Below are 22727 nucleotides of genomic sequence, written 5' to 3' on the forward strand. Positions count from 1 at the left end.
ATCATTCCTATTTTTCTATACTTATTGATAAATTTTCATCACTGAAAGTATCCTTTGCATTTTTTGACCAGATGGTTGCTAATATTGGTCCTGCAATGTTATGCCATACTGCAGCTAATACACTTGGGAGTGCGGCAGCTGGTCCAAAATGTGCAGTTGCTAGCGCAACACCTAAACCTGAATTTTGCATTCCTACTTCTATTGAAATAGCCCTTCTTGTCCCTTCGTCTAGTCTAAGTATGAATGCTGTTATATATCCGAGTAAAAAACCGAAAGCATTATGAAGCATAACGGCAATAAAGATAAGAAGGCCTGAAGAAGTAATGCTACTTACATTCGCTGAAACAACTGCAGAAACGATAATGATAATTGCTACAACCGATATTAAAGGGATAACGGTCATTCCTTTCGTAACAGTTTTAGGGAATAACTTCTTCACTACTAATCCTAAAATAATCGGTATGATAATGACTTGTACGATAGAAAGAAACATGGACATAGCATTCACTGGCATCCATTGCCCTGCAAGTAATAATAAAATAAGAGGTGTAGCAATTGGTGCTAGTAACGTTGATAATGACGTCATTGCAATAGACAACGCTAAGTTCCCTTTTGCTAAATAAACCATAACATTTGATGCGGTGCCACCCGGTACTGAACCGAGCAACACTAATCCAGCTGCTAATTCGGCTGGCAGATTCATAACGTAGGCTAGTACGTATGCGACAAGTGGCATAATAATAAACTGAGCACATACACCGATAATAACTGGTAATGGTTTTGTAGCTATGATTTTGAAATCAACAGCCTTCAATGTTAATCCCATCCCAAACATGACAACCCCAAGTAAAATCGTTATGTAACTAGTTAACCCCAGAAATGGAGCAGGAATAAAATATGCAATAGCTGCAATACAAATAACCCAAAATGCAAAATACTTTCCAGCTATATTACTTATCGCCTCTAGTACTTTCACCCAATCAGCCCCTATCCTTTAATTGAAACACCTTATTCGGATTCAAAATATTTTGCGGGTCAAGAGCTCTCTTTATTTTTTCCATTACGAATAATGCCGCCCCATGTTCTTCTTCTTGATACTTCCTTTTTCCGACTCCGACGCCATGTTCTCCTGTACACGTTCCCCCTCGTTTAAGAGCATACAAAACGATATTTTCATTTATTTCGTCTGCCTTTTCCACTTCTTCTTTATCGTTTGGATCAACCATTAAGAGCACGTGGAAATTCCCATCTCCTACATGACCAAGAATACCACCAACAAAACCAACCTTATCTAATGTATCTTTCGCATGTTGAATTGCCCCAGCCAATTCTGAAATTGGTACACATACGTCTGTACTCATAAGCTTTTTACCAGGATAGCTATGAACGTAAGCGTATGCTAGGTTATGCCGTGCATCCCATAATTTATTTCTCGCTGCAGTTTCCGTTTCAAAAGCAACTTCTTTACATTTATGATCAAAAACAATTTCTTTCGTAAACTCAATATCTTGCTTTAGCCCTGCTTCATTACCGTGAAACTCTAAAAACAATGTAGGTTCTTCTCTGTAACTTGTTTCACTGTAATGATTGACTTGTTTCATAGATAGTTCATCAACGAGTTCAATTCTCGCAATCGGAATACCCGCTTGTAATATGTTAATAACAGCTTCTACTGCATCATTTATAGCCGGAAACGATGCTCTTGCGGCCATAACATGTTCTGGTATACCGTATACTTTTAATGTTAATTCCGTAAAACAACCAAGCGTCCCTTCTGAACCTACGAAAATACCATTTAAATGATAACCTGATGATGACTTCGCTGCTAAATTCCCGGTATGTATTACTTCTCCATCCGCAAGAACGACTTCTAAATCACGAACTTGATCACGCATTACCCCATACTTAACCGCTGTCGTTCCACTTGCATTTGTAGCAGCCATTCCACCTAACGTTGCATCTGCTCCTGGATCCACACTAAAAAACAATCCATACTTTTTCAATTCTTTATTAAGCTGAGAGCGAGTCACTCCTGGTTGTACTCTCACTAGAAAATCTTTCTCTCTTATTTCAAGAATTTTGTTCATTAACGAAAAATCAACTGTAATCCCTTTTGCATAAGGAATTACGTGCCCCTCTAAACTGGACCCTACTCCAAACGGAACGACAGCTGTTCCATGCTGACTCGCTACTTTCATTATCGCGCTAACTTCTTCGGTCGTTTTCGGAAAAACTACTACATCAGGTAAACTACTAGCATGATAAGATTCATCTTTACTATGTAACTCTCTTACTGTCGTATTCACAACTACTCGATCGCCGGGAAGTACACCCTTTAATTCATTTACTAAACGCTCTACTGTTATCTCCATCGTATATTCTCCTACTTTCTATAAATTAGAATTACAAAATATGTTAAGTGTTTTATACATAATAATCCGAAAAATTAAATAATTCAAGTTTTACATATATGAAATTCGTTTCCTACTATCGAATAAACAAAAAGAACTTGCAATTAATTCAATATAGGGTAAATAGTATAATAAAACAAAACCAGACCTTATATTTAGAGTTTTTGAGTTTGATTATATACAATCAAACTTTTTGTTTGTATGGGGTAGCACCACATACCCATCAAGCTAAAATTTTATAGTACCCCCCAGACCGAAATTTTGTGCTACCCCATGCCCATCAACTTAAGAATTTAGAACTCCCCCAAAAAATTATGAGTTTTTTTGTTACAAGTTATCACAAAATTTTCGTTTTTTTGGTAGTTTTATTTTCTTAGCTTGATTGCGATGAGCGTTACCCCATAAAGGCCCCTGATACATAATTGATGTTCTGCCATTTGTAGAAAACAATCCACTTATACCATTTTAACAAGAAGAAATATCTCGTCCATGTTGTAATATTGACTTACGTTAAGCTTATGAAAAAAACATATTCATGTATAATACAATTGATGTATGATACATTAGTTATAGGAGGGTGACCTATTTGAAAAGAGAAGATGCCTTAAAACTAAGAACAGATATTAAGAAAATGATTATAATAACTGGGGTTTTTGAATCTCAAAATTTGCCCAATGGACCATTTGAAAAACCTTTACCAACTTCTCAAATGATGGCGTTAGAGGAACTAGAGGTGGAAAAATTAACTGTTTGGCAACTATCCAATAAACTTAGATTAGAGACTTCAACTGTAAGTAGATTGGTAGATAAGTTAGTAAAAAAGGGGCTTATTTATCGTGAAGTAAATGAAAAAAATAGAAGAGAACTTTTTCTGCACCTCACAGAAAAAGGTCACATAACTGTTAATTGCTTAAGAGAGCAGTCCATTACATTTTATCAAAGTATTCTCAATAATTTATCAGAATCAGAACAAAAAATAGTTGTGGATGGTTTTGAATTATTTATTAATTCTATTTCTAAGCCTTTTGATTAGAGTGAGGTAAATCATAACATTTGGAGGGTAAAATGAGTTTGGATTTTGAACTTCCTATTATTGAATTAAAAGAGAAATTTGATGAATTAAAGAAAATTATGAAAGAAAATAATGTAGATTTATCGCCAGAAATTCATGTATTAGAAAAACGTTTAAATAAAATGCAAGATAAAATTTATTCTAATATTACACCTTTTCAACGAGTTCAAATTGCAAGGCTACGTAACCGGCCCACGACATTGGACTATATACCTTTATTGTTTACAGACTTTCTCGAACTTCATGGTGATCGATTATATGGTGATGATAAAGCAATGATAGGTGGTATTGCAAAATTTAAAGGGATGCCCGTTACGGTTATTGGTCATCAAAGAGGTAGAAATACAAAGGAAAATATAGAAAGAAATTTTGGAATGGCACATCCAGAAGGTTATAGAAAAGCGCTAAGACTTATGAAACAAGCTGATAAATTTAATCGCCCTATTATTACATTTATTGATACAATAGGCGCCTATCCAGGGAAAGGGTCTGAAGAGCGTGGAATTTCTGAAGCGATAGCTCGAAATCTATTTGAAATGGCTACACTTAAAGTGCCAATTGTTTGTATTGTAATTGGAGAGGCATCAAGTGGTGGAGCTCTTGGCATTAGTGTCGGTAACCATATCCATATGTTAGAGTATTCATGGTACTCGGTAATTTCGCCAGAAGGAGCAGCATCTATCCTATGGAAGGACGCTAAGTATGCTCCAGAAGCTGCTGAACATATGAAAATTTCAGCAAAAGATTTAAAACATTTAGGAATTATTGATGAAATCATTCCTGAAATTAAAGGTGGAGCACAAAATGATATAAAATCACAGGCAAAAATGATTGAATCTGTAATCGAATCATCTCTGAAAAAATTGATACTATTATCCTCGGAAGAGCTTATACAACAGCGGTATGAAAAGTATAGACAAATAGAGAATTATAAATGAAAATATTTAAAGTCCATATTACATTTCGGAGCATTCCCACAAAAAAATTCTAAATGTTTTGTAAGTAACCTCTTAAACTGGGATATGCTGATACTATTACTCTACAAAAGGTGTGTGATCGGTATGGAAAAGGAAAATTTGTTCAAATGGAAGCATTATCACATACCCATCAACTTAAGAAATTGATTGTTCCCCAAAACGAAAAAATGGGCTGAATTCTCATAAATAACTGTAAAAAGGTGAAAATTTCGGTATCGGGGTATCTCAAAAGCTTAGGTTGATGGCAATGTGGCGTGACCCCTGTATGTAAAAATACATCCATTAAATCAATCTTTTTTGAGATAATGGATGTATTTTTTTATTTTTCATTTACCTACATTTTGATTATTATATTACATATAATACCGTAGATATTTAAATGTAATATAATAAAAAAAGGCACTACATCATTAAAATGTAATACCTTTTTAGTAGTTTGATTATAAATATTTTACCCTAGATATCAATTATGGCAAGTTCTTTTCTATAAAGTGAAACTTTAATCAGTAGGGGTTTCATCCCCCACTGATTATTAGTTGAACCAATCGGGCTTTTACGGGCAGTCCGCCCCCTACCTAACTTCTTTGCTTTCGTTGAAATTTGAGATGGGGGTCTTACTGCCCGTTAATGCGGGATAAAACTATATTTTAAACGACTTCTTTATTAACAACATAAACCAAATTAAAGTAACTGCCATCAACGAATGAGAAAAACCAACAATATAAGTTAACCCTTTAAAATCCGCTCCATTTAACTGAAGAAGCCCTCTTGCTGCCAATGAACCTAACATTAATATTAATGCGATATTATGTACAACAAACCACTTATTAAAACTTTTCGCTTCATGAAACGCGAATACTTTTGCTAATCCTAAAGCAATTAAAAAGAAGAAAAAGCCAAGTACAAGTGTATGGGTATGCAAAAGATTTAACAAAGTAGATCCTACAATCCCCTTATACTTTCCATATTCCCTAGCGAAAATCCCTGATAATAAACCAATAATCAAATACGTAAACGATGCATTATATAATTTCTTCATTATGTACCTCCTTGAGTAGAATGTGTAGTGTGTCATATTTAGTAATAATGATAGTTATATAGTAAAAACTCCTAGTCACCTAGGAGTCATTGTATAAGCATCTCACTCTTTACAATCAATTCTAATTATAAAATATCCCTTTATACAAAACAAACGAACTTTATGTGAACAATCCGGACTATTTTAAAATATGTTGCGATTTTGTATTACACAATCCATACTAATTATTATAAATGTTAAAGGTGGTGCAATAGCTTGATAGTTCTTGAAACTGAACGCCTCGTTCTTCGCTGGTTTGATATAAAAGATGCTCCATTTATTCTTAAATTAGTAAACGACCCTGCATGGATTCAGTATATCGGTGATAAAAGGATTAAAAACTTAGAAGATGCAAAAAAATACATCTTAAACGGACCCATCGATATGTATAATAAAATGGGCTTTGGCCTTTACTTAGTAGAACGAAAAGAAGATTTCACTTCACTTGGTATGTGCGGTCTTATTAAAAGGGATTCATTAGAAGATGTTGATATCGGCTTTGCCTTTTTAGAAGAATTCCGTTCAAAAGGATATGGCTACGAGTCAGCCTCTGCTGTAATCGAATACGGTGTACAAAAACTAGGGCTGAAACGAATAGTAGCAATTACTACTATTGATAACATCCATTCAGGAAAGCTTTTAGAAAAAGTAGGATTGAAGTTCGAAGAGATCATTTCAGACTCAGGGGAAGATTTAAAATTATTTGGGTATAACGCATATTAAATTGACAGCGTTCTCTTTTAACCTAATCAAAAAATATTTCTTCAATATATGATTAAAATACTCATCTGTTTTTTAACGATATAACAACGCTAACATTTAAATCACAACCCTAATTTTCAGTACTGTATTTATTCTTAAAAACTCTCTATCTTGTTCTTAAATTTGTCAAAACTCTTATGTAGTTACATGAAAAGTTTATGCTAATATGTTACTAAGAAACTATGCGTTCCCTTAACCCTGTATTCGGCCCTGTATTTTTTGCAGGGCCTTTGTTTATTTAATTTACTTATCACGTGCTTATACACATTAAAAGTTATTTCAAATGTAATAAACAATAAATAATAAAATAATTTTAAAATGAAATGTCCAAAAAAGCCTAATCTTTCTACAATACATTGAGAAATTAGGCTTTTTAATAGGAAAATGAAAATTCATAAACAATGAATAATTTACATGTTAGGCTTATCTGTTAAAGCAGAAATAATCCTGTTCACTAAGTCTTCTGGCATCCATTCATGATTTGTATCATTCGTTTCAGTTGGTCCTAAAGAATCAATGAACTTTTTAAACTTTGGAAATAAAACAATAGAAGTGATCCAATGGATCGTATGATTTATAGAGAAAAAATGAAAAACTCCTTGTTTTTCACCCTCCTGTAATATTGCTTTTAACTGTTCAAAACTACCTATAAAATACGGTTTAATCTTTTCTAATCTTGCACTTTCCTTAATAATCTCCTCATAGGCCAATGTGCCAATTTCAGGATTTTCTTTTATATGTGTAGTAAAAACTGTTAAATATTCTCTTAGAGCATTAATAGGATTAAATTGATTCTTCTCAAGAAAATTAGGTAACTCATTTGCAAGCCCATATTTCTTAAACACCTCATAATATAGGTTTTCTTTCCCATTAAAATAGTAAGAAGCCATAGCAACATTGACTTTCGCTTCTTTTGCAATTTCTTGTATGCTCGTACCTTCGTAGCCACGCTCTCCAAATTTTTTCTTAGCAGCCTTCAAAATATTTTCCATCGTCTGCTCTCGAGACTTCCCCATTTTACACACCTCAAATAATATATATTTCACTTCAAAAATCCAATACGGACTTTGAATAGAGTATCTTTTTAATGAAATTTAATTATATATTTAAAGTAATAACTTAACAACCGATGAAGTCTTGATTACTTTAAACTATTGGCCACACAACGTACATCTCCTAAATCTCTTCTGTCCTATGTCATCATACAAAGAATTCATTTAAAAATGAAATAAAAATAAACACCATACTTAAAACAATATCCCGCTGTGTAGCATGAATAGCTTTCCAATACTTCACACTCTTTTCTAATTGAGTATAAGAATGAACAAACAATAATAAGGACCAGAGTTTATCTGTTTTTACAGATAAACTCTGGTCCTTTCATTACGTTATGCAGATTTAACATAAACCTTTATACTCATATCTTGATGAAATAATTATCCATCAATTGTACTTCGTTTGCTGATTAGATTTGTTTAATCTCAATATAAGGTCCTTTGATGTTTAATTTGTTAATGTCATTTGAGATATTACCTACAGTTGTTTTTTCATTAAACGTGTAGACCTTTTCACCATTTACAAAGATACCCCAATTTTTATCTTCGTAACTGATACCATAACCAGCATTGCTAGATGTCGCTTTGAGTTGGTTTCCATTCATTGAAAAAGATAATTTCCCTTTTCCTTTGTTAAGTTGGTTATTCACATTGTTGATACTACTCATTTGTTCTACAAGGGCTTTTTGGTTATCAAGAGTAACTTGATGGTTTTTCCAGTCTAATTTATAGTTGTTTGTAAAGAACTCATTATATGTATCTTTATTATTTGTTCCCCACCATTTTGAACTTACCCATTCGATATTGTACTGGTCTGAAATTCTACGATTTGTTATTTTTAAATCAGATGTAGATTCTGTTTTATCAGCAGTAATAACTGCTACTACATTAGGAGAAAAACCATATCCTGTTAAAGCAGGTACTGTATCTTTTGAAACAAAATTATTCGTTCCTTCATTATAACTACGTGATTTCATAAATAGTTGATTACCATAGAAAGTATTAAATGAATCACGATTATAAATTCCCCACTCCGGATAATTAAACGATTGGAATCCTACTTTCCAATTCAATTTTTTATCTGTATGAGTCTCTAATACCGTTTTATAGTCTACTTGATCGTAAGATACACTTTCTTTCCAAGCAAAGCTACCTGTAATACTCGCATCGGCATTTGGCCCTTTATCATTTACCCCAACTTTCACACTTCCGCCAAGTGTATATCCTACTTCAGAAGTAACCTTTGCTGAAGTCATTGTATTCACTGGGGCAGCTTTATGAAATTGAGCGCTATCACCACTTGTTATTTCTGCTTCCGTATGATACGCCGATGGCCATTTTAAACCTGCGTTATAGTATCCGCCATTAATTGTATATTTCGCATCTATATTACTACCATCAGTGGTAACAATTGCAATCTTTTTATCTGCGTAAGGATCCTCAATAAAAGAAACCTTTATTGAATTTTTAATATTCTGCTTCATGTCATAAGTAGTTTTAAAACTATTATAGACTTTTCCACCATTTTGAAGATTTTCTACAGTTCCTTTAGAATCTGCAAATGCAGATGTTGCTTGTAAACCAAGTGATCCAGACATAATAACCGACGCTACCGCAACACTTTTAGCTATTCCATTTGCTTTTTTCATACAGACAGCCACTCCTTTTTAAACATTTAAAAGATATAAACGTATTATTTTTAGCTCTCAATACTAAAGATAGATTCATAACGTTACAATGTAGAAATTTATTAATCTTTATGACAATAACTATCAACACTTGTTTTGCTAATTTCTATCTCTTTTTACTGATAACTATTATCAATATTATCAAAACACAGAATAACGATTTAAACAATAATTTTAAATATACATTTAAAATTATTGTTTAAAAAAGTGCAAAAAAATTATAGAATTCTTTATTTCGAGAATTACTATATATTCATTTGCCTATTGCAACCTATATTCAGATACATTATTCCCCTTCCATTCATAATAATCTAAAATCCCCTCGTAAATGGCTTCTGCTGCAATCTGTCTTCCATTTTCTGTAGATAACTTACTGTAATCAATACCATTATCTATAAAAGCAAGTTCCGTTAACACAGCTGGCATGTCATTTTCTCTTATAACATGAAGATCTCCATGTTTAACACCTCTATCACGTGTTTGAAGTGCGTCTACTAATCGTTCTTGAATTTTTTCAGCTAAAACACGACTTTCTTCCACATGAGAATTTGTTTTTTCAGATTTAGAAGATTTATAGTAATATGTTTCTGTCCCTTTTGCATTACCGTTAAAAGCATTTGCATGAATGCTTATAAAGATATCACCCTGATTTTGCTTAGCAAACTTAACACGTTCCTGTAAAGAGCTTTTTTGATCATGTCCAGGTCTAGTATCAGATTCACGAGTTAGTAAAACTGTAAATGGAGTATGTTTTTCAAGCAATTGTTGAAGACGTAAAGAAGTATCTAGTACAATCTTACTTTCAGGTAATCCCTTTGTGTTTTTTCCAGGATCTTCGCCGCCATGTCCGGGGTCAATAATAATTGCTTTATTTTCTAAAGGATTACTTTGACTATATTGAAGCATATCTGTTTTTGCGGTTAGTTGTGCAGCTTCAGCACGTGTTATAAATCTATTTGGTTGCCAACCATTATCTGTACCAACTGAAATTTTTAAATCAATTAAGATATTTGCGAACTTTTCACCCCAATGTCCCTTTAAATCTTCAAATTTACTTTGTCCATTGTTAGTGCTTTTATTTTGTAGTTTATATGCATTCACTAGCATAGTAGCCATAGCAGCACGAGTAACTTTTCCAGAAGGGTTAAATATTCCATTTCCTTCACCTTTAATTATTCCTGCCTTTTCAGCTGCGGCAATATAGGGAGTTCCCCAGTGGTTTTGTGAATCTTTAAAAGATGGTTTTGCATTTAAATCAATGTGTATACCAAGAGCCTTTGTCATAATGGTTGCCGCAGAAGCTCTATCTAATGTGTCATTTGAACCAAAAGTTCCATCTGGATAACCATTCAATACTTGCTTATCAACTAAATAAGTAACTGATTTGTCAGCCCATGCAGGAACATCTGGGAATTTATGAGTATCTGCAAAAATACTAGAAGAATAAGATAGTAGACTTCCAGCAAGAATTCCTGTAGCAATTAATTTGTTCTTCAAAATTTAGCACCTCTAAAAATTTATTACAAGTTAGTAAATATATCATTGATAGTTAATCTTTACATAATACTCCTTAGAATAAAGCATAGATTAAGTTGGTATTAACACTATATTACAAATGAATAATTTAAAATCGAACTATTATTCCGAAAAGAATCTTCAGACATACACTTATAGATTGAAACTATTCAATATATTCACCAACATTGTGTAACTAGTATAGTTACTTATATATATGAGTGTCAATTGAAATAACCTTACAGTTTTGTAAGGTAACAAACTTAATAATTTATTAAGTAATTATTAAACAATGTAAATAATTATCTTTTATTTTAAGCACACTCCTTCTAAATTATTATTGATGCCTATTTCCAGCCTTAATGCACATCTTAAAAAGAGCACTTTTGAAAAGTACTCTTTTTACTTTGCACGCCACTGATTCTATTAGAAAACTTTTTACGAATTATGAACCTACAAACCTAGAATTCCTACAATCTGACGAGCCTTAGCATTATCAATATAATAATGCATCTCTAATCCACGTCTTTCTGCACGGAGCACGGTTCCCCTTAATTTTGATAGATGCTGTGAAACAGTGGATTGCGGGAGCCTTAATATTTCTGTCAACTGTGTAACATTACACAGTTTATGATGCATTAATTCATTTACAATTTTTAATCGAACGGGATGTGCCATTACCTTTAATACATCTACATCTTCCTCTCGGATTTTAGCTAGATCTCTATTAGATATTAATGTTGTCATTTCGCATTCCCCTTTATTATTAATTTCTATTTTCCAATTATCCTTATAAGTAGTACTTATAGCTATTTATCATTTGTCCTGTTGAGAAAATATATTCTCGTTCTTAAACAAAAAAAGACATCAATCCTATAAACAGTTTTTACTGTTCCAATGAATTGATGCCCTCTAATTTTTAGCCAAACTATATTTTGTTTTAAAAGGATTATTTTATAACTTTGAATGAGACTTAACATTCTTCGTTGCATAAAAAGTAATACTTTTCTCCCTTACTTAAAGTACAAATTAAAATCTTGATTCCCCTTACACATATTGTAAAATCCAAAAGAAATGTTTCTTCATTTTATCTTATACAGACAGATATATTATGTATTCCTCAACAGCAATAAACGTAGCTAAATCCCCTATAATAGTATCTCTAGCTGGTAACTGTCATACCTTTTTAAAATATCACTGTCTTTAATAACAGATCCTTTTAACTTTCCTCAATTAAAATATGCTTTTTATTTCATTTTCTGTTTAACCTCAATGATATGTAAACCTCTTTTAATCTATTAATCTCCTACTAAACTTCCCCATGTAGAGATAAAGGAGACTTCTCGTTCAAATAATAAATTATGCAATATTACATTTGATAATCATTTTCAATGTAACTATAATGATTACAGGGTCACTTTTAATCCAAATATTCTATGTGGAGGTTTTATTATGTTTAAAAAAATCATTGTATCTTCTATGGCGCTTACTATGTTTGGTTGGGCTGCAACTATGCTAGAAACACCTACCGCTCAAGCGGCTTCTTATAACTCAACATCATCTTCTTACTTTGATGTCACTCCTGAAGAAGCGGCTACTTTTTATCAATCTCAGGACTATAAAAAATTAAAAGCCTTTATGGATGACTTTGAAGCTAGAAATCCTTATGTTCCTGGTGGAGGCTACGCTCAAGGTAGTGTTCGTATGCAAAAATTCAATGATGCTCTTAGAGATGCCAAATTAACAAATGTATACCAAGAATTTATTAGAATTTCGTACTACAATCATTATCCAGAACCAAAATAATCTAAACAAATAAAATGCTTATTACTTTAACTTAGCCTAATTTTAAATGTATAGCCTAAAACTAGAAAAACCACTTATACAAGTGGTTTTTCTAGTTTCTTATGTAATTTAACTGAATTTCAAGTCACCTTCATTTTAAGATTTCTAAAAATCGACATCCTCGTTTTTACTTTTATGTGTAATTCTCATTTCAATATAGTTTCTTTCGAGTAAGTAAAGACTAAATTAACTTATAAAAAAGGCGTTTTAAATTTAATTCATAGATCTTACTGCAACTTGGAATTGTCCCTTAGAACCATCATCATTTGAAACGTAAATACTATACGTTCCAATTGGTAATGGAGATAGAGCATTCCGTACATTTGTAACATTAATTTGTTGTTCTCCAGGTTTTATATAACCACCAACAATTAGCTCCATATTTGGACCTTTTATACTATATCCCATTGTATTTTGACCATTATTTTTCATAAAGAAGCTTAAATTTTCACTCCCACTATATACAAAAGAAGTTATAGCCTCTCCACTATAATCCATTGTTTGAGTTAATAATATGTCTGTAGGAATATGTTCAACAAAATGAATTGTATCATTCATTTTGTTTACTTCTTCAGCATAAGTATTATTTCCTAACACACCAAGTGTTAATGCTGAAATGACTCCACAACTAAGCACTAGTTTATTAAACTTCATTTTAAGTTCCCCCTTGATGTTTGTATTCTATTACCATCATACATTCTTTTGTAAGTGCGTTTTTATGTAATAATTCATATCTTTAAACCTATATATCTTAAATTTACACCTTAATGGTTATTAAGAAACTGACATAGATAAGGCTACAGTATTATGCTTCACAAAAAAGAACATGTAAATTTCAAAGTCTTTTTCCCACAAGAATTCATACAATTAAATACCAAGACACTCAAATAAATAGTGTTTCCATTTCAGATAAAATATACTAATAAAAAATTTTGAAATTTTCACTTTGTAATTTGATATATTCCATGTTAATATAACGAAGGCTACAAAACAGAAGTCACCACATATATCATCTTCACAGAATATTCACAATCAAAAAAATCATTTTTATCAGTAACCCAATCCAAATTTCACCTATACAAAAATCAAATTCTAGTTTTATATATAAATATCTAAGTAGATTTTTTATCTATTATTTCTTCTAACTTCCTTATCAATTTTAATACGAATAATATAATAGTGCTTTTTCAAGTGCTTTTCCTATTTTAGATAGAAAGTCTACTGATACTAAACATCTAGGTTTAACTCATACATAATCCTATATACAAACTATCGGAGATGCAAAACTATGGGAATTTCTACTCTTTTATTAAATACCTTTATAATAATAATTTGTATCCTTAGCTACCATGTATTTTGGTTAGAATTTAAAGAAAAAATAATATGTAATCATATATTGATTTCTATCCTTTCCTCCGTTGCTATTATTTTTTGCATGACGTTTCCTTTTCATTTACATGCTGGATTTATTTATGATTTACGTTTTATTCCTATCATATTAGTTTTTCTATACGGAAATACAAAAAACATTGTTTTTATAGGAATTTTATATCTTTCTTATCGATTTTACTTAGGCGGAAATGGCGTTCTTCCATCATTTATTATCTTTACTATTATTTCTGTTATAACAATGTTCTTTCGTAACGTATTACCTAAGTATGTTAAAGAAAAAAAACTATTATTAAGCTTGCTTCTTATTTTAGTATGTACAACTTCACTTTCTATCTGCGGTTTTGTAACTCAAATAAATACAGGTGGTAAAATAGACTCTACTCTCATAGAATTTTTATTAAATTATATAATCATTAATATTTTCACAGTATTATTATCAGTTTATTTAATAGAGGGAATGATTGAGAAATATAAAATGAAAGAAAAGCTGCAACGGGCTGAAAAATTTTATATAGCTAGCGAACTAGCCGCGTCCATTGCACACGAAATTCATAATCCACTAACCACAGTACATGGATTCACTCAATTGTTAAATGAAAAACATGCCTCTAAGCTACCTCAGAATCAGTACTTAGAAATCATGTTAATTGAAATGCAGCAAATACAATCCACTATTAATAACTATTTATCCTTAACAAAACCACAGAACACCCTAAATGAGAAAATAGATATTAATCATATTTTAAATCAAGTGAAAGACACTATTTCACCACTCGCTCTATCATATAAAGTTGAAATAAAACAAAATAGTACAGATTCCTTTTATATAAATGGAGACCCCGAAAAATTCAGAATCTGTCTAAACAACATCATACAAAACGGAATTGAAGCCATGATAAATGGTGGCGTATTACAAATAAATATACAGAAAATAAAAGGGAATATTATAATCGATATTATTGATTCAGGGATTGGAATGTCCTCTCAACAAATAAAACGAATTGCTTTGCCATTCTATTCAACAACAGAAAAAGGGACTGGACTTGGCACTATGATTGCTTATAGCATTATTAAAGAATTAAACGGAGATATAGAGATAGAGAGTGAATTAGGTAAAGGAACACGTTTTTCTATTAGTATCCCCTGCTAATATGACGGAATTATTTAAATGATAAAATTTTCACTACTTAACTTATTAAATAAATTTAAAAAATCCCGCTACTCGACTCATTAGTCATCTTGATTTCGCGAATGAATTAAAAGTAATAAGGACCAAAGTTTATCTATTTTTACGGATAAACTTTGGTCCTTTAATTAAATCAAACATACTTGAATTTTATTACTTTGCTCACATCTCTATGAAATAATAATTTATAGATTGTACCTCATTTACTGATTAGATCTGCTTAACTTCAAGATAAGCTCTCTTAGTACTTGATTTCTTCATATCATTAGATACTTCCCTACAGTTATTTTTTCATTTAAAGTATAAATTTTTTTAATATGCATAACGATACTCCAGTATTTATTTTTGTAACTGATATCGTTACCTGCATTACTAAATATAAGCTTAAATTGATTTCCATTCATTGAAAGACTATTTCTCTTTTACTATTTCACTTCTACTGTATAATTCCCTGTTCCCCCGCCATACTGATACACATGTAAATAATACTTTCCTGGATACGTGTAATAACTTCCTACTAACTTATTCCCCTCTTGCTGTGCATACGTAACATAATTATTTAAATCTGCTTCCGAATAAAGAACCCAGTTTACTCCGATATTATTTTCCTTCGTTACATTAATTTGCAGGTTTTTCGCTGTTTCCACATTTATTTCAAAGAAATCACTCGTATCACCATTTCCTAAACTAGCACGTAAAACTTGATTTAACTGCAGTTTATTTGCTGTTTGGAATGAGTTATTCGGCTCTTTTTCTACACCGTTATCTTCTTTCTTTTGAACCCTTACATTCGTTGTAACAGTATTCGTTAACCCTTTGTCATCTGTTACTGTTAATTTCGCCGTATACGTTCCTTCTTTTGTATACACGTGAGTCGGATTTTGTTCATTACTTACCGTACCATCGCCAAACTCCCATTTATAAGAAACAATTTTCCCATCTTCATCTTTTGAGCCATCGCTTTTAAACGAAATTGCTTCATTTACATTTCCACTATAGGGACCATTTATAACTGCAACTGGCGCTTTATTCACAGCGCCTTCTTCAGTATTAATACCATGGAATACAACATCATATTCAAATTGTCCTGATGCATTCACACGGTAATTTACGAAGTAAGCTGTTACTGTTTTATAGCCTGTCCATTCTTTTGCACTTAAACGTTTTAACGTATCATTCACGTTTTGTGTAATTGCTTTCCAGTCTTCATATTCTCCTTTTGCAGTAGTACCTGTGTACGTCCCTTGTAGTGTAAATGTATGAAAGAACTGTGATTTATTTTTCTTAACTGATACATTATTTAATTTTGCTTCTGCTGTAATTTCTGCCGCAATATCTGAAACTGGTTTTGGCGCGTGAGTTGCTAAATAATCATCTGATACTAATGGAACATTATATTTCTCACGGTTGTCGACTAACATTTGCATATAATCTTGATACTCTTTATTTAAATTCGCATCTTTACTTAAAGCAGAGCGGTATGCATCATATGCTGTTACATCATTTTTTCTAATAAGATCATGAATTTTGTCAAACATATCATATCTCTTATTGTACATGTACGATTGTAAAGCGAAGGAATAATTATAGAAATCCCACGTCCCATACTTTGCATTTAACGTTCTCTCTGCCGTATAACGGTCTGCTGGATTTGAAGATATTCCTCCTATAATGCTCTTTCTCGGTACAACATTATCTGTTCTCGTTGCACCTGCAAAAAACTCTGCATTCCCTTCTTCAAACCAAGATAATCTCTCATTCTCATACATCTTACCTTGTCCCCAAAGTCCCGGCACTTCATATCTACCTTGTAAGTAATGCGTGAACTCATGTCGGAACAATTCTTCCAAACTATAAATACTTTCTTCTGTCGTACGTTCATAAGTAAAGAACGTACCTGTTCCTTCTATATAAAGACCGCCGTTATTCGTTTCATATCCGTACAATTGACGGTTAAATTGATATTCAGCTGGGCTATTATAAATAACCATCGTTAATACATCATCAGGGTTTCCTTTTTCTAAAGGTTGATCACTTTCCACCGTACGATGGAATTGAGCCTTCACTTCTTTTGCCGCCCAATATAGACGTTTTACTTTTTCTTCTGTCACTTTATCTCCAGCTTTTAAAACAATTGCCCCATCGTCAAATGTATACGTTTTTGGTAAATATTTTTTCTTACCATCTTCTCGTATTTGATCTAAATTCACAACGTTCCCATTTGCATCTTTCCCGCCATAATTCGTCGCAATTTGTTCAGCCGCTACGAAATATTGCTCCCCTAAATACGGATAGATTTTCATGGCATCTGTTACAACTTGCAACCCTTTCGTTCCTGTACTATGGAACGTACCAAGTCTACCTGTATAATAAATACCATTATTAATTAACCATCCATTCTTCGCTGTTACCGTTCCAATTAAAGCAAAACGACTTAATTCATTAATATAGCTATCAATTTTTTGATACCATACTGTATCTTTTGGCGCTTTTCTCGTATCGTACAAATAGGATTGAATATCGTAATCAACACCTTGCATAATATCGTAAATCGCATTTCCAGCTGAAAGATTATCTACCAATGTAGAAAAATTATCATTATATTGTTTAAAAATCTTTGCAGCTGATGTGATCGTTTCCACATCACTCGAAGCATTTCCTATTAATTTTCCGTATGACGAGACAACTCTATTTTGTTCTAATGTACCGAGCTTGAAATTCGAGTTATTCGCAATCGTTTTTAATGCAGGTAAGCATTTATCATGATAGCTTCGCTCATTTAGTTTACTTAATTCTGTATGATAAAATCCTAAATAAAAACCAGATCGTAATACCTCTACTAGAGTCTCAATCCCTTTTGAATCATCTTTCGTATACGCTTGTCCTTGCTGGTTCAATTTATCAATAATTGCCTGTATCCTACTATCATTTTGATAGAATGCAAGACTATCCTTGTTAAACTGAAATAGCCCAGTAATTTGCTCCCAATTGATTGTTACAAGTAAATCCACTAACTGCTGATTGCTCAATTGATTTAATTCAGCAATTGTATACGTTTTCGCTACAGCTAATTGCTTACTTTCCTTTTTCACTTCAGGCGGTCTTTGTGACAAATCAGCAAATTGTAGCCTTTTCTCAAAAGACTTATTTTCCAGCACTTTTGAGGAATGAGCTAATTCTTGCACTGGTAATTGTACACCAACCGGCTCCATTTTGAGCACATTCCGATATGAAACTTGCTCTCCCTTTGTATCTTCTGCCAATGCGCTCCCTTGAAAACTCCCTAACATGAAACTAACAAAACTTACCCCTACTAACACTTTTTTTGAATAGCCTTTCATACTCTCCCCTACCTTACATTTTTAGTGTAACACACCATTATTTTACTATTTTTACTTTTTATACTGTATTGAGAAAAAATAAGGTAACGTTCACATATGTATCCATGCCATGCAAAATTAACACTTGACTTTATGTGCGTTTTATATCAAAAAAAGATAGATAATAGCGAAAATCCCGCTACATCTATCCCCGGTTTCAACACTATGATTTTAACTTTATGAATGTAACTTCCGGTAAAGTTTGTATATGCTGAATAAACTCATTCTTTTCTTCTGGCGATATATTTTTCAGTTGCATCCTTACCTTATAAACAGTTTCTATACCTTGCTGTGAAGCTTCCACTTCATATGAAAGTATTGGAATGCCTTTCACTTGTAGTGTTTCTAATATTTGTTGTACTGCTTCATGTTTATTTATAGACATTTGCACCGTTATATTTTGTGGAAATAAAAATTGCACCTTAAAAATACGACTTACAATCTCTAAACCAATTAAAACGAGAATCGTCGCTCCAATTCCTACTACATACATACCAGCACCAATTGCTAATCCAATTCCTGCTGTGGCCCATAAACCAGCTGCTGTCGTTAATCCTTTCACCGCCTGCTTTTGAATAATAATTGTCCCTGCACCTAAAAAGCCTACACCACTAACAACTTGTGCTGCAATACGGCTTGGATCAAGTGCCATATGTTCTTCATTCATAATATCTGAAAAAGCATATTTCGAAACAACCATTATTAATGCACTCCCTACCGCTACTAGGAAATGCGTCTTTAATCCCGCTTCTTTTGATCGAATTTCCCTTTCAATACCAATTATTGCTCCCAACAAACCCGCAACACCAATTCGTATAATGAAATCAAGATTTACACTCACGAGGCCTTCCCCCTTTCATTCATTATAGATGGATAAAACAAAAATTATCACATACATCCATTTATCGATATGAAGGAATCCTACTAAAATACATTTAATACCTCAGCCATTTTATGTTAATATTTTAAATATTAACATAAAATGAATAACTTCTAATTTTAAACCTCCACTCATTTTCTTAAAAAACAAAGGTGGATTACATGAAATGAGGTTGAGAAAGTTTAGAAAACGCTTTCATTCTATGTCGTAATTTTTTTATACATACTACATAAATAAAGGAGCTTACTAACAATGAACGTCTCTTTGCTTACACCTACTACCGATTTACAAGACGAATACTTAGATTTTTATAACGAATGGAAAGATAGCGGTGAAACGATGATTCCTTGGGTTATTACAAAGGACCCTTCTAACTTCCCAGCTATGGTGCAAGAACTACTCGATGCACATAATGGAATAAATCTTCCTGAATCTTGGGTACCAGATTCTACGTATTGGCTCGTTACAGATAATAATAGAATTGTAGGAGCTGTTAATATACGTCATAGTTTAACCGAACATTTATTTAACGCTGGCGGTCATATCGGTTATGGCATTCGCCCTTCTGAAAGAAGAAAAGGTTATGCTACGAAGTTATTAGCATTATCCTTAGAAAAAACGAAGGAATTAAACATCACGAGAGCACTTGTCGTGTGCGATGAAGTAAATACTGCTTCTGAAAAAACAATTTTACATAACGGCGGGCTTCGTGATGATGATTTCACTGAGGAAGATGGAAATGTGGTAAGAAGATTTTGGATTGAGCTATGAAGAATTCATCCAATGAAAATAATCTTGTTATAGAGAGTTATAATAGAAGTAATGAATTAAAAGTAAAACAACTTATTGATTTATACAATGAAGAATCGTACCTATTTCACTTATTACGAAATAATAAAACAAAATGTGCGTATGTTGCCTACTATAAAAAAGATGTAGTAGGCATCTTTTTTACCTGGGGCAGTAACTTCCATCCATTCTGCACATACTTTCGAATATATACGCATCCTTTCTATTCAGAGCTACACATTGAAGAATACTTATTTAGCGAGATTCAAAAACGAGAAAACTTCAAACTACCATTGCAAACCTCTATATGGGAAACGTCAGCTCATTTAAAAAATTATTATAAGCAAAATAATTTTATGGAAATCCGAAGAACATATATGCCGATATTAGACGTACGAAAAATAGTTTCTACCGATATAGTCCCTAATTCAAATTATCATTTACAAACTTTATCGAACATCGTATCCAATAATAATTCACTAGAAAAACTAGCCTACTTAGTAAAAGAAAATTATGAGCAAACACACTTAGCAAATCCCGTTGCCTCATTCCCGCTACAAACTTGGCAAGAGATGATTTTAGCTGATGACGTACTACTAGATGGGAGCTTTCTCATTATAGATGAAGCGCATCAAATTATCGCATACTCTTTCCTCCATACATCAGAAAAGGATAATACGATAGAACTAGGATGGTGCGGGACTCACACGATAGACGATTTATCCTTACTGAAACTGCTCGTTTTCAAACAAGCTATGTATGCAAATAAACACGGCTACTCTTTCATTCAAGGTGAATTCGATTCAACGAGTATATATGCACTGGAAATATTAAAATCCTTTCCTTTTAACCATTGTCCTACTTGGATTACGTATCAAAAAGAAGCTAGAAAGTGATGAAACACTTTCTAGCTTCTTTTATACTGCTTCTATTTCAAATTGGACTGTAATACCACTCGGGTCTACTACTGTAAACCCATTTATAGTTTCATTTATTTCATGCTGTTTTTCTATTAATCTTTCTTTCACTTCATCTAACGCTTCTTTATGCGGCAGTACTATCGTATACACTTTTAATCCAGTTGCATGCGCTGGTGGGTGCGGATTATTTACTCCGTTCCACGTATTTGCACCTATATGGTGATGATATCCTCCTGCAGAAATGAATAAGCAATCATCTTCGCGTTGTTGCACTTCAAACCCTATTGTATCTACATAAAATCCATTTGACTCCTCTACATCAGCTATTCGTAAATGCACGTGTCCAACGACCGTATTAGCAGGTAATCCATCAAACTCATAATCAACAAGCGTTGCTAGGTCTTTTAAATCCAGCGGGGTACTTCCTCCTGGCCCGTCTCCCCATTGATCGCGCGGACGATCCGCATAAATTTCAATACCATTTCCCTCTAAGTCCTGTAAATAAAACGCTTCGCTATACGTATGATCACTTGCACTATTAAACCTTGAAATTGGTAAAATTTCATTTGAATATGTATAACGTCCCTCTTGCTCAGCTGGACTATCAATTACATTCTTATTACGAATCACACCAAATAATGCCGAAGCAAACGCCTCACGAGTCGGAACTAAAAAGGCTACATGATATATACCAGTCGTACGCGGCTCTTGCAGCACCCCGTCCTCTAACTTTTCAAGAACAAGTAATGTGTTCTTTCCACCTTTTCCAGATAAATATGCTTTATTCCCCTCTTGCTTAATTACTTCTAAGCCTACAACATTCTCATAAAAGGCAATTTGACGTTCTAAATCTATCACCTTAAATTCAACATGACCAATACGTGTTTTTGGATGAATTTGTACCATGAATAACTTCCTCTCCAGTTCTCTTTTATTTTTATATCAGTTGATGGACAATAGCCACATTCAACGAACATAACTTAATTTTGTTTTTTCGTAGCATCAACTTTCAGCCATTTTTTTGATATTTCGCTTAATGTGCCATCTTGTTCTAATTCTTTTAACGCTTTATTTATATCTTCTAACTTTTCGCTCTTTTTTGCAAATGGAAATGCAATCTCTCCCCATTTAAGTGGACCAAATCCTACTTTCACATTATCTAAGTCCGCTTTTTTAATTGTTGTTTCTACTTGCACTTTATCATTATAGTAAGCATCTACACGGCCAAGTCCTACTTCGTTCAATTCTGCTGTTGGATCCTCTGAGAACGTTTTAATTGTAAAAGCATTATTTTTATTTAAAGCTTTTAATTCTTGTTCCCCAGCCGTACCAAGCCCAACACCTACAGTCTTTCCTTTTAGATCTTCTAGTGATTTAATTGTATTATTATCTTTCTTCACCGCGAAAACAGATCCTGAATATACATATGGAATTGAAAAGTCATATTTCTTTTTTCTTTCCGGAGAAACCGATAATTCATTTGCAATCGTGTCAATACGACCTGAATCTAATAAACCGAATAACCCTTCAAAATCAGAAACGTTCCATTCAACTTTATATCCAGCTTTTTTAGCAGCCGCTTCAATAATTTCAGCATCAAAACCTTTTACTTTCTCACCCTCTTTAAAAATAAATGGACTACGACCTGCAGACGTCCCAACTTTCACTACTTTTTCATCTGTTTTTTTGCTCGCTGTATCTGAACCACAAGCAGATAAAAGCCCAATCGATACTGTTAATGCCAATGTTAGTAATAATGATGATTTCCTCATAATTT

At 32.8% G+C, this 22727-nt stretch carries 19 protein-coding genes; 7 read left to right on the forward strand and 12 right to left on the reverse strand.

All coding sequences use genetic code 11. The features are described 5' to 3' along the window. Positions 1–7: 7 nt before the first annotated feature. Both AC2CGR_RS12515 and AC2CGR_RS12520 read right to left on the reverse strand, forming a co-directional pair. The gene (locus tag AC2CGR_RS12515) at positions 8–976 is read right to left on the reverse strand and encodes a bile acid:sodium symporter family protein (RefSeq protein WP_000865818.1); all 969 of its coding nucleotides are present in this window, start codon (positions 974–976) and stop codon (positions 8–10) included. A 4-nt stretch (positions 977–980) separates the two neighbouring features. Beyond that, complete coding sequence (locus AC2CGR_RS12520; protein ID WP_071679926.1) at positions 981–2372, reverse strand: FAD-binding oxidoreductase; 1392 nt, start codon at positions 2370–2372, stop codon at positions 981–983. A gap of 625 nt (positions 2373–2997) precedes the next feature. Between AC2CGR_RS12520 and AC2CGR_RS12525 the strand changes: the two genes are divergently transcribed. Together AC2CGR_RS12525 and AC2CGR_RS12530 are read left to right on the forward strand one after the other, a co-directional pair. Further along, a complete protein-coding gene (locus AC2CGR_RS12525) occupies positions 2998–3444 on the forward strand; it encodes a MarR family winged helix-turn-helix transcriptional regulator (RefSeq protein WP_000817663.1) in 447 nt (148 codons plus the stop codon). A 32-nt stretch (positions 3445–3476) separates the two neighbouring features. Next, entirely contained in the window at positions 3477–4421 is a 945-nt protein-coding gene (locus tag AC2CGR_RS12530; RefSeq protein WP_000050721.1) for an acetyl-CoA carboxylase carboxyltransferase subunit alpha, read from the forward strand. Between the two features lie 679 nt (positions 4422–5100). Here AC2CGR_RS12530 and AC2CGR_RS12535 read toward each other — a convergent pair. Further along, on the reverse strand, positions 5101–5499 hold the full coding sequence (locus AC2CGR_RS12535) for a DUF2871 family protein (RefSeq protein ID WP_000737904.1): 399 nt from the start codon (positions 5497–5499) through the stop codon (positions 5101–5103). Positions 5500–5754: 255 nt separating this feature from the next. Here AC2CGR_RS12535 and AC2CGR_RS12540 point away from each other — a divergent pair, with 255 nt between their 5' ends. Further along, the gene (locus tag AC2CGR_RS12540) at positions 5755–6261 is read left to right on the forward strand and encodes a GNAT family N-acetyltransferase (RefSeq protein ID WP_000636229.1); all 507 of its coding nucleotides are present in this window, start codon (positions 5755–5757) and stop codon (positions 6259–6261) included. Between the two features lie 449 nt (positions 6262–6710). Here AC2CGR_RS12540 and hlyIIR read toward each other — a convergent pair whose 3' ends face one another. From hlyIIR to AC2CGR_RS12560, 4 genes are all read right to left on the reverse strand, one after another. Continuing rightward, on the reverse strand, positions 6711–7316 hold the full coding sequence (gene hlyIIR, locus AC2CGR_RS12545; RefSeq protein ID WP_000520492.1) for a hemolysin II regulator HlyIIR: 606 nt from the start codon (positions 7314–7316) through the stop codon (positions 6711–6713). Positions 7317–7765: 449 nt separating this feature from the next. Further along, on the reverse strand, positions 7766–9004 hold the full coding sequence (gene hlyII / locus AC2CGR_RS12550; protein WP_000710127.1) for a hemolysin II HlyII: 1239 nt from the start codon (positions 9002–9004) through the stop codon (positions 7766–7768). Between the two features lie 300 nt (positions 9005–9304). After that, entirely contained in the window at positions 9305–10540 is a 1236-nt protein-coding gene (locus tag AC2CGR_RS12555; RefSeq protein ID WP_000791593.1) for an N-acetylmuramoyl-L-alanine amidase, read from the reverse strand. Between the two features lie 471 nt (positions 10541–11011). After that, positions 11012–11305 carry an ArsR/SmtB family transcription factor gene (locus AC2CGR_RS12560; protein ID WP_000209271.1) on the reverse strand — a complete coding sequence of 98 codons (294 nt, stop codon included), beginning with the start codon at positions 11303–11305 and terminating at the stop codon, positions 11012–11014. 705 nt (positions 11306–12010) lie between these two features. Between AC2CGR_RS12560 and AC2CGR_RS12565 the strand changes: the two genes are divergently transcribed. Further along, on the forward strand, positions 12011–12364 hold the full coding sequence (locus tag AC2CGR_RS12565; protein ID WP_484480889.1) for a hypothetical protein: 354 nt from the start codon (positions 12011–12013) through the stop codon (positions 12362–12364). Between the two features lie 252 nt (positions 12365–12616). On the opposite strand, the gene AC2CGR_RS12570 is transcribed toward AC2CGR_RS12565, so the two are convergent. Then, positions 12617–13057 (reverse strand): hypothetical protein, encoded by a 441-nt coding sequence (locus AC2CGR_RS12570; RefSeq protein WP_000671236.1) that lies wholly within the window; start codon positions 13055–13057, stop codon positions 12617–12619. A 634-nt stretch (positions 13058–13691) separates the two neighbouring features. Here AC2CGR_RS12570 and AC2CGR_RS12575 point away from each other — a divergent pair. Then, entirely contained in the window at positions 13692–14945 is a 1254-nt protein-coding gene (locus AC2CGR_RS12575) for an ATP-binding protein (RefSeq protein ID WP_087967398.1), read from the forward strand. A 461-nt stretch (positions 14946–15406) separates the two neighbouring features. Here the strand turns inward: AC2CGR_RS12575 and colA are convergent, their stop codons facing one another. Next, positions 15407–18322: a collagenase ColA gene (gene colA, locus AC2CGR_RS12580; RefSeq protein WP_270184910.1), complete on the reverse strand. Its 2916-nt coding sequence runs from the start codon at positions 18320–18322 to the stop codon at positions 15407–15409. A 202-nt stretch (positions 18323–18524) separates the two neighbouring features. After that, positions 18525–19202, reverse strand: a complete 678-nt coding sequence (locus tag AC2CGR_RS12585) for an MgtC/SapB family protein (protein WP_270184909.1) — start codon at positions 19200–19202, stop codon at positions 18525–18527. 291 nt (positions 19203–19493) lie between these two features. Between AC2CGR_RS12585 and AC2CGR_RS12590 the strand changes: the two genes are divergently transcribed. Further along, positions 19494–20012 carry a GNAT family N-acetyltransferase gene (locus tag AC2CGR_RS12590; RefSeq protein ID WP_087967392.1) on the forward strand — a complete coding sequence of 173 codons (519 nt, stop codon included), beginning with the start codon at positions 19494–19496 and terminating at the stop codon, positions 20010–20012. Continuing rightward, entirely contained in the window at positions 20009–20926 is a 918-nt protein-coding gene (locus AC2CGR_RS12595) for a GNAT family acetyltransferase (RefSeq protein WP_270184908.1), read from the forward strand. The genes AC2CGR_RS12590 and AC2CGR_RS12595 overlap by 4 nt, the downstream gene beginning before the upstream one ends. A gap of 21 nt (positions 20927–20947) precedes the next feature. On the opposite strand, the gene AC2CGR_RS12600 is transcribed toward AC2CGR_RS12595, so the two are convergent. After that, positions 20948–21856: a VOC family protein gene (locus AC2CGR_RS12600; RefSeq protein WP_000249867.1), complete on the reverse strand. Its 909-nt coding sequence runs from the start codon at positions 21854–21856 to the stop codon at positions 20948–20950. Between the two features lie 74 nt (positions 21857–21930). Next, on the reverse strand, positions 21931–22722 hold the full coding sequence (locus tag AC2CGR_RS12605; protein ID WP_029439258.1) for an amino acid ABC transporter substrate-binding protein: 792 nt from the start codon (positions 22720–22722) through the stop codon (positions 21931–21933). Positions 22723–22727 lie beyond the last annotated feature (5 nt).

This window comes from Bacillus sp. LSHTCR4, from assembly GCF_057197025.1.

Coding starts and splice junctions, on each gene's coding strand:
- AC2CGR_RS12560 (WP_000209271.1), bottom strand. CDS start 11,305: ATGACAACATTAATATCTAATAGAGATCTAGCTAAAATCCGAGAGGAA.
- AC2CGR_RS12575 (WP_087967398.1), top strand. CDS start 13,692: ATGGGAATTTCTACTCTTTTATTAAATACCTTTATAATAATAATTTGT.
- hlyIIR (WP_000520492.1), bottom strand. CDS start 7,316: ATGGGGAAGTCTCGAGAGCAGACGATGGAAAATATTTTGAAGGCTGCT.
- AC2CGR_RS12535 (WP_000737904.1), bottom strand. CDS start 5,499: ATGAAGAAATTATATAATGCATCGTTTACGTATTTGATTATTGGTTTA.
- AC2CGR_RS12605 (WP_029439258.1), bottom strand. CDS start 22,722: ATGAGGAAATCATCATTATTACTAACATTGGCATTAACAGTATCGATT.
- AC2CGR_RS12520 (WP_071679926.1), bottom strand. CDS start 2,372: ATGGAGATAACAGTAGAGCGTTTAGTAAATGAATTAAAGGGTGTACTT.
- AC2CGR_RS12595 (WP_270184908.1), top strand. CDS start 20,009: ATGAAGAATTCATCCAATGAAAATAATCTTGTTATAGAGAGTTATAAT.
- hlyII (WP_000710127.1), bottom strand. CDS start 9,004: ATGAAAAAAGCAAATGGAATAGCTAAAAGTGTTGCGGTAGCGTCGGTT.
- AC2CGR_RS12530 (WP_000050721.1), top strand. CDS start 3,477: ATGAGTTTGGATTTTGAACTTCCTATTATTGAATTAAAAGAGAAATTT.
- AC2CGR_RS12565 (WP_484480889.1), top strand. CDS start 12,011: ATGTTTAAAAAAATCATTGTATCTTCTATGGCGCTTACTATGTTTGGT.
- AC2CGR_RS12590 (WP_087967392.1), top strand. CDS start 19,494: ATGAACGTCTCTTTGCTTACACCTACTACCGATTTACAAGACGAATAC.
- colA (WP_270184910.1), bottom strand. CDS start 18,322: ATGAAAGGCTATTCAAAAAAAGTGTTAGTAGGGGTAAGTTTTGTTAGT.
- AC2CGR_RS12570 (WP_000671236.1), bottom strand. CDS start 13,057: ATGAAGTTTAATAAACTAGTGCTTAGTTGTGGAGTCATTTCAGCATTA.
- AC2CGR_RS12600 (WP_000249867.1), bottom strand. CDS start 21,856: ATGGTACAAATTCATCCAAAAACACGTATTGGTCATGTTGAATTTAAG.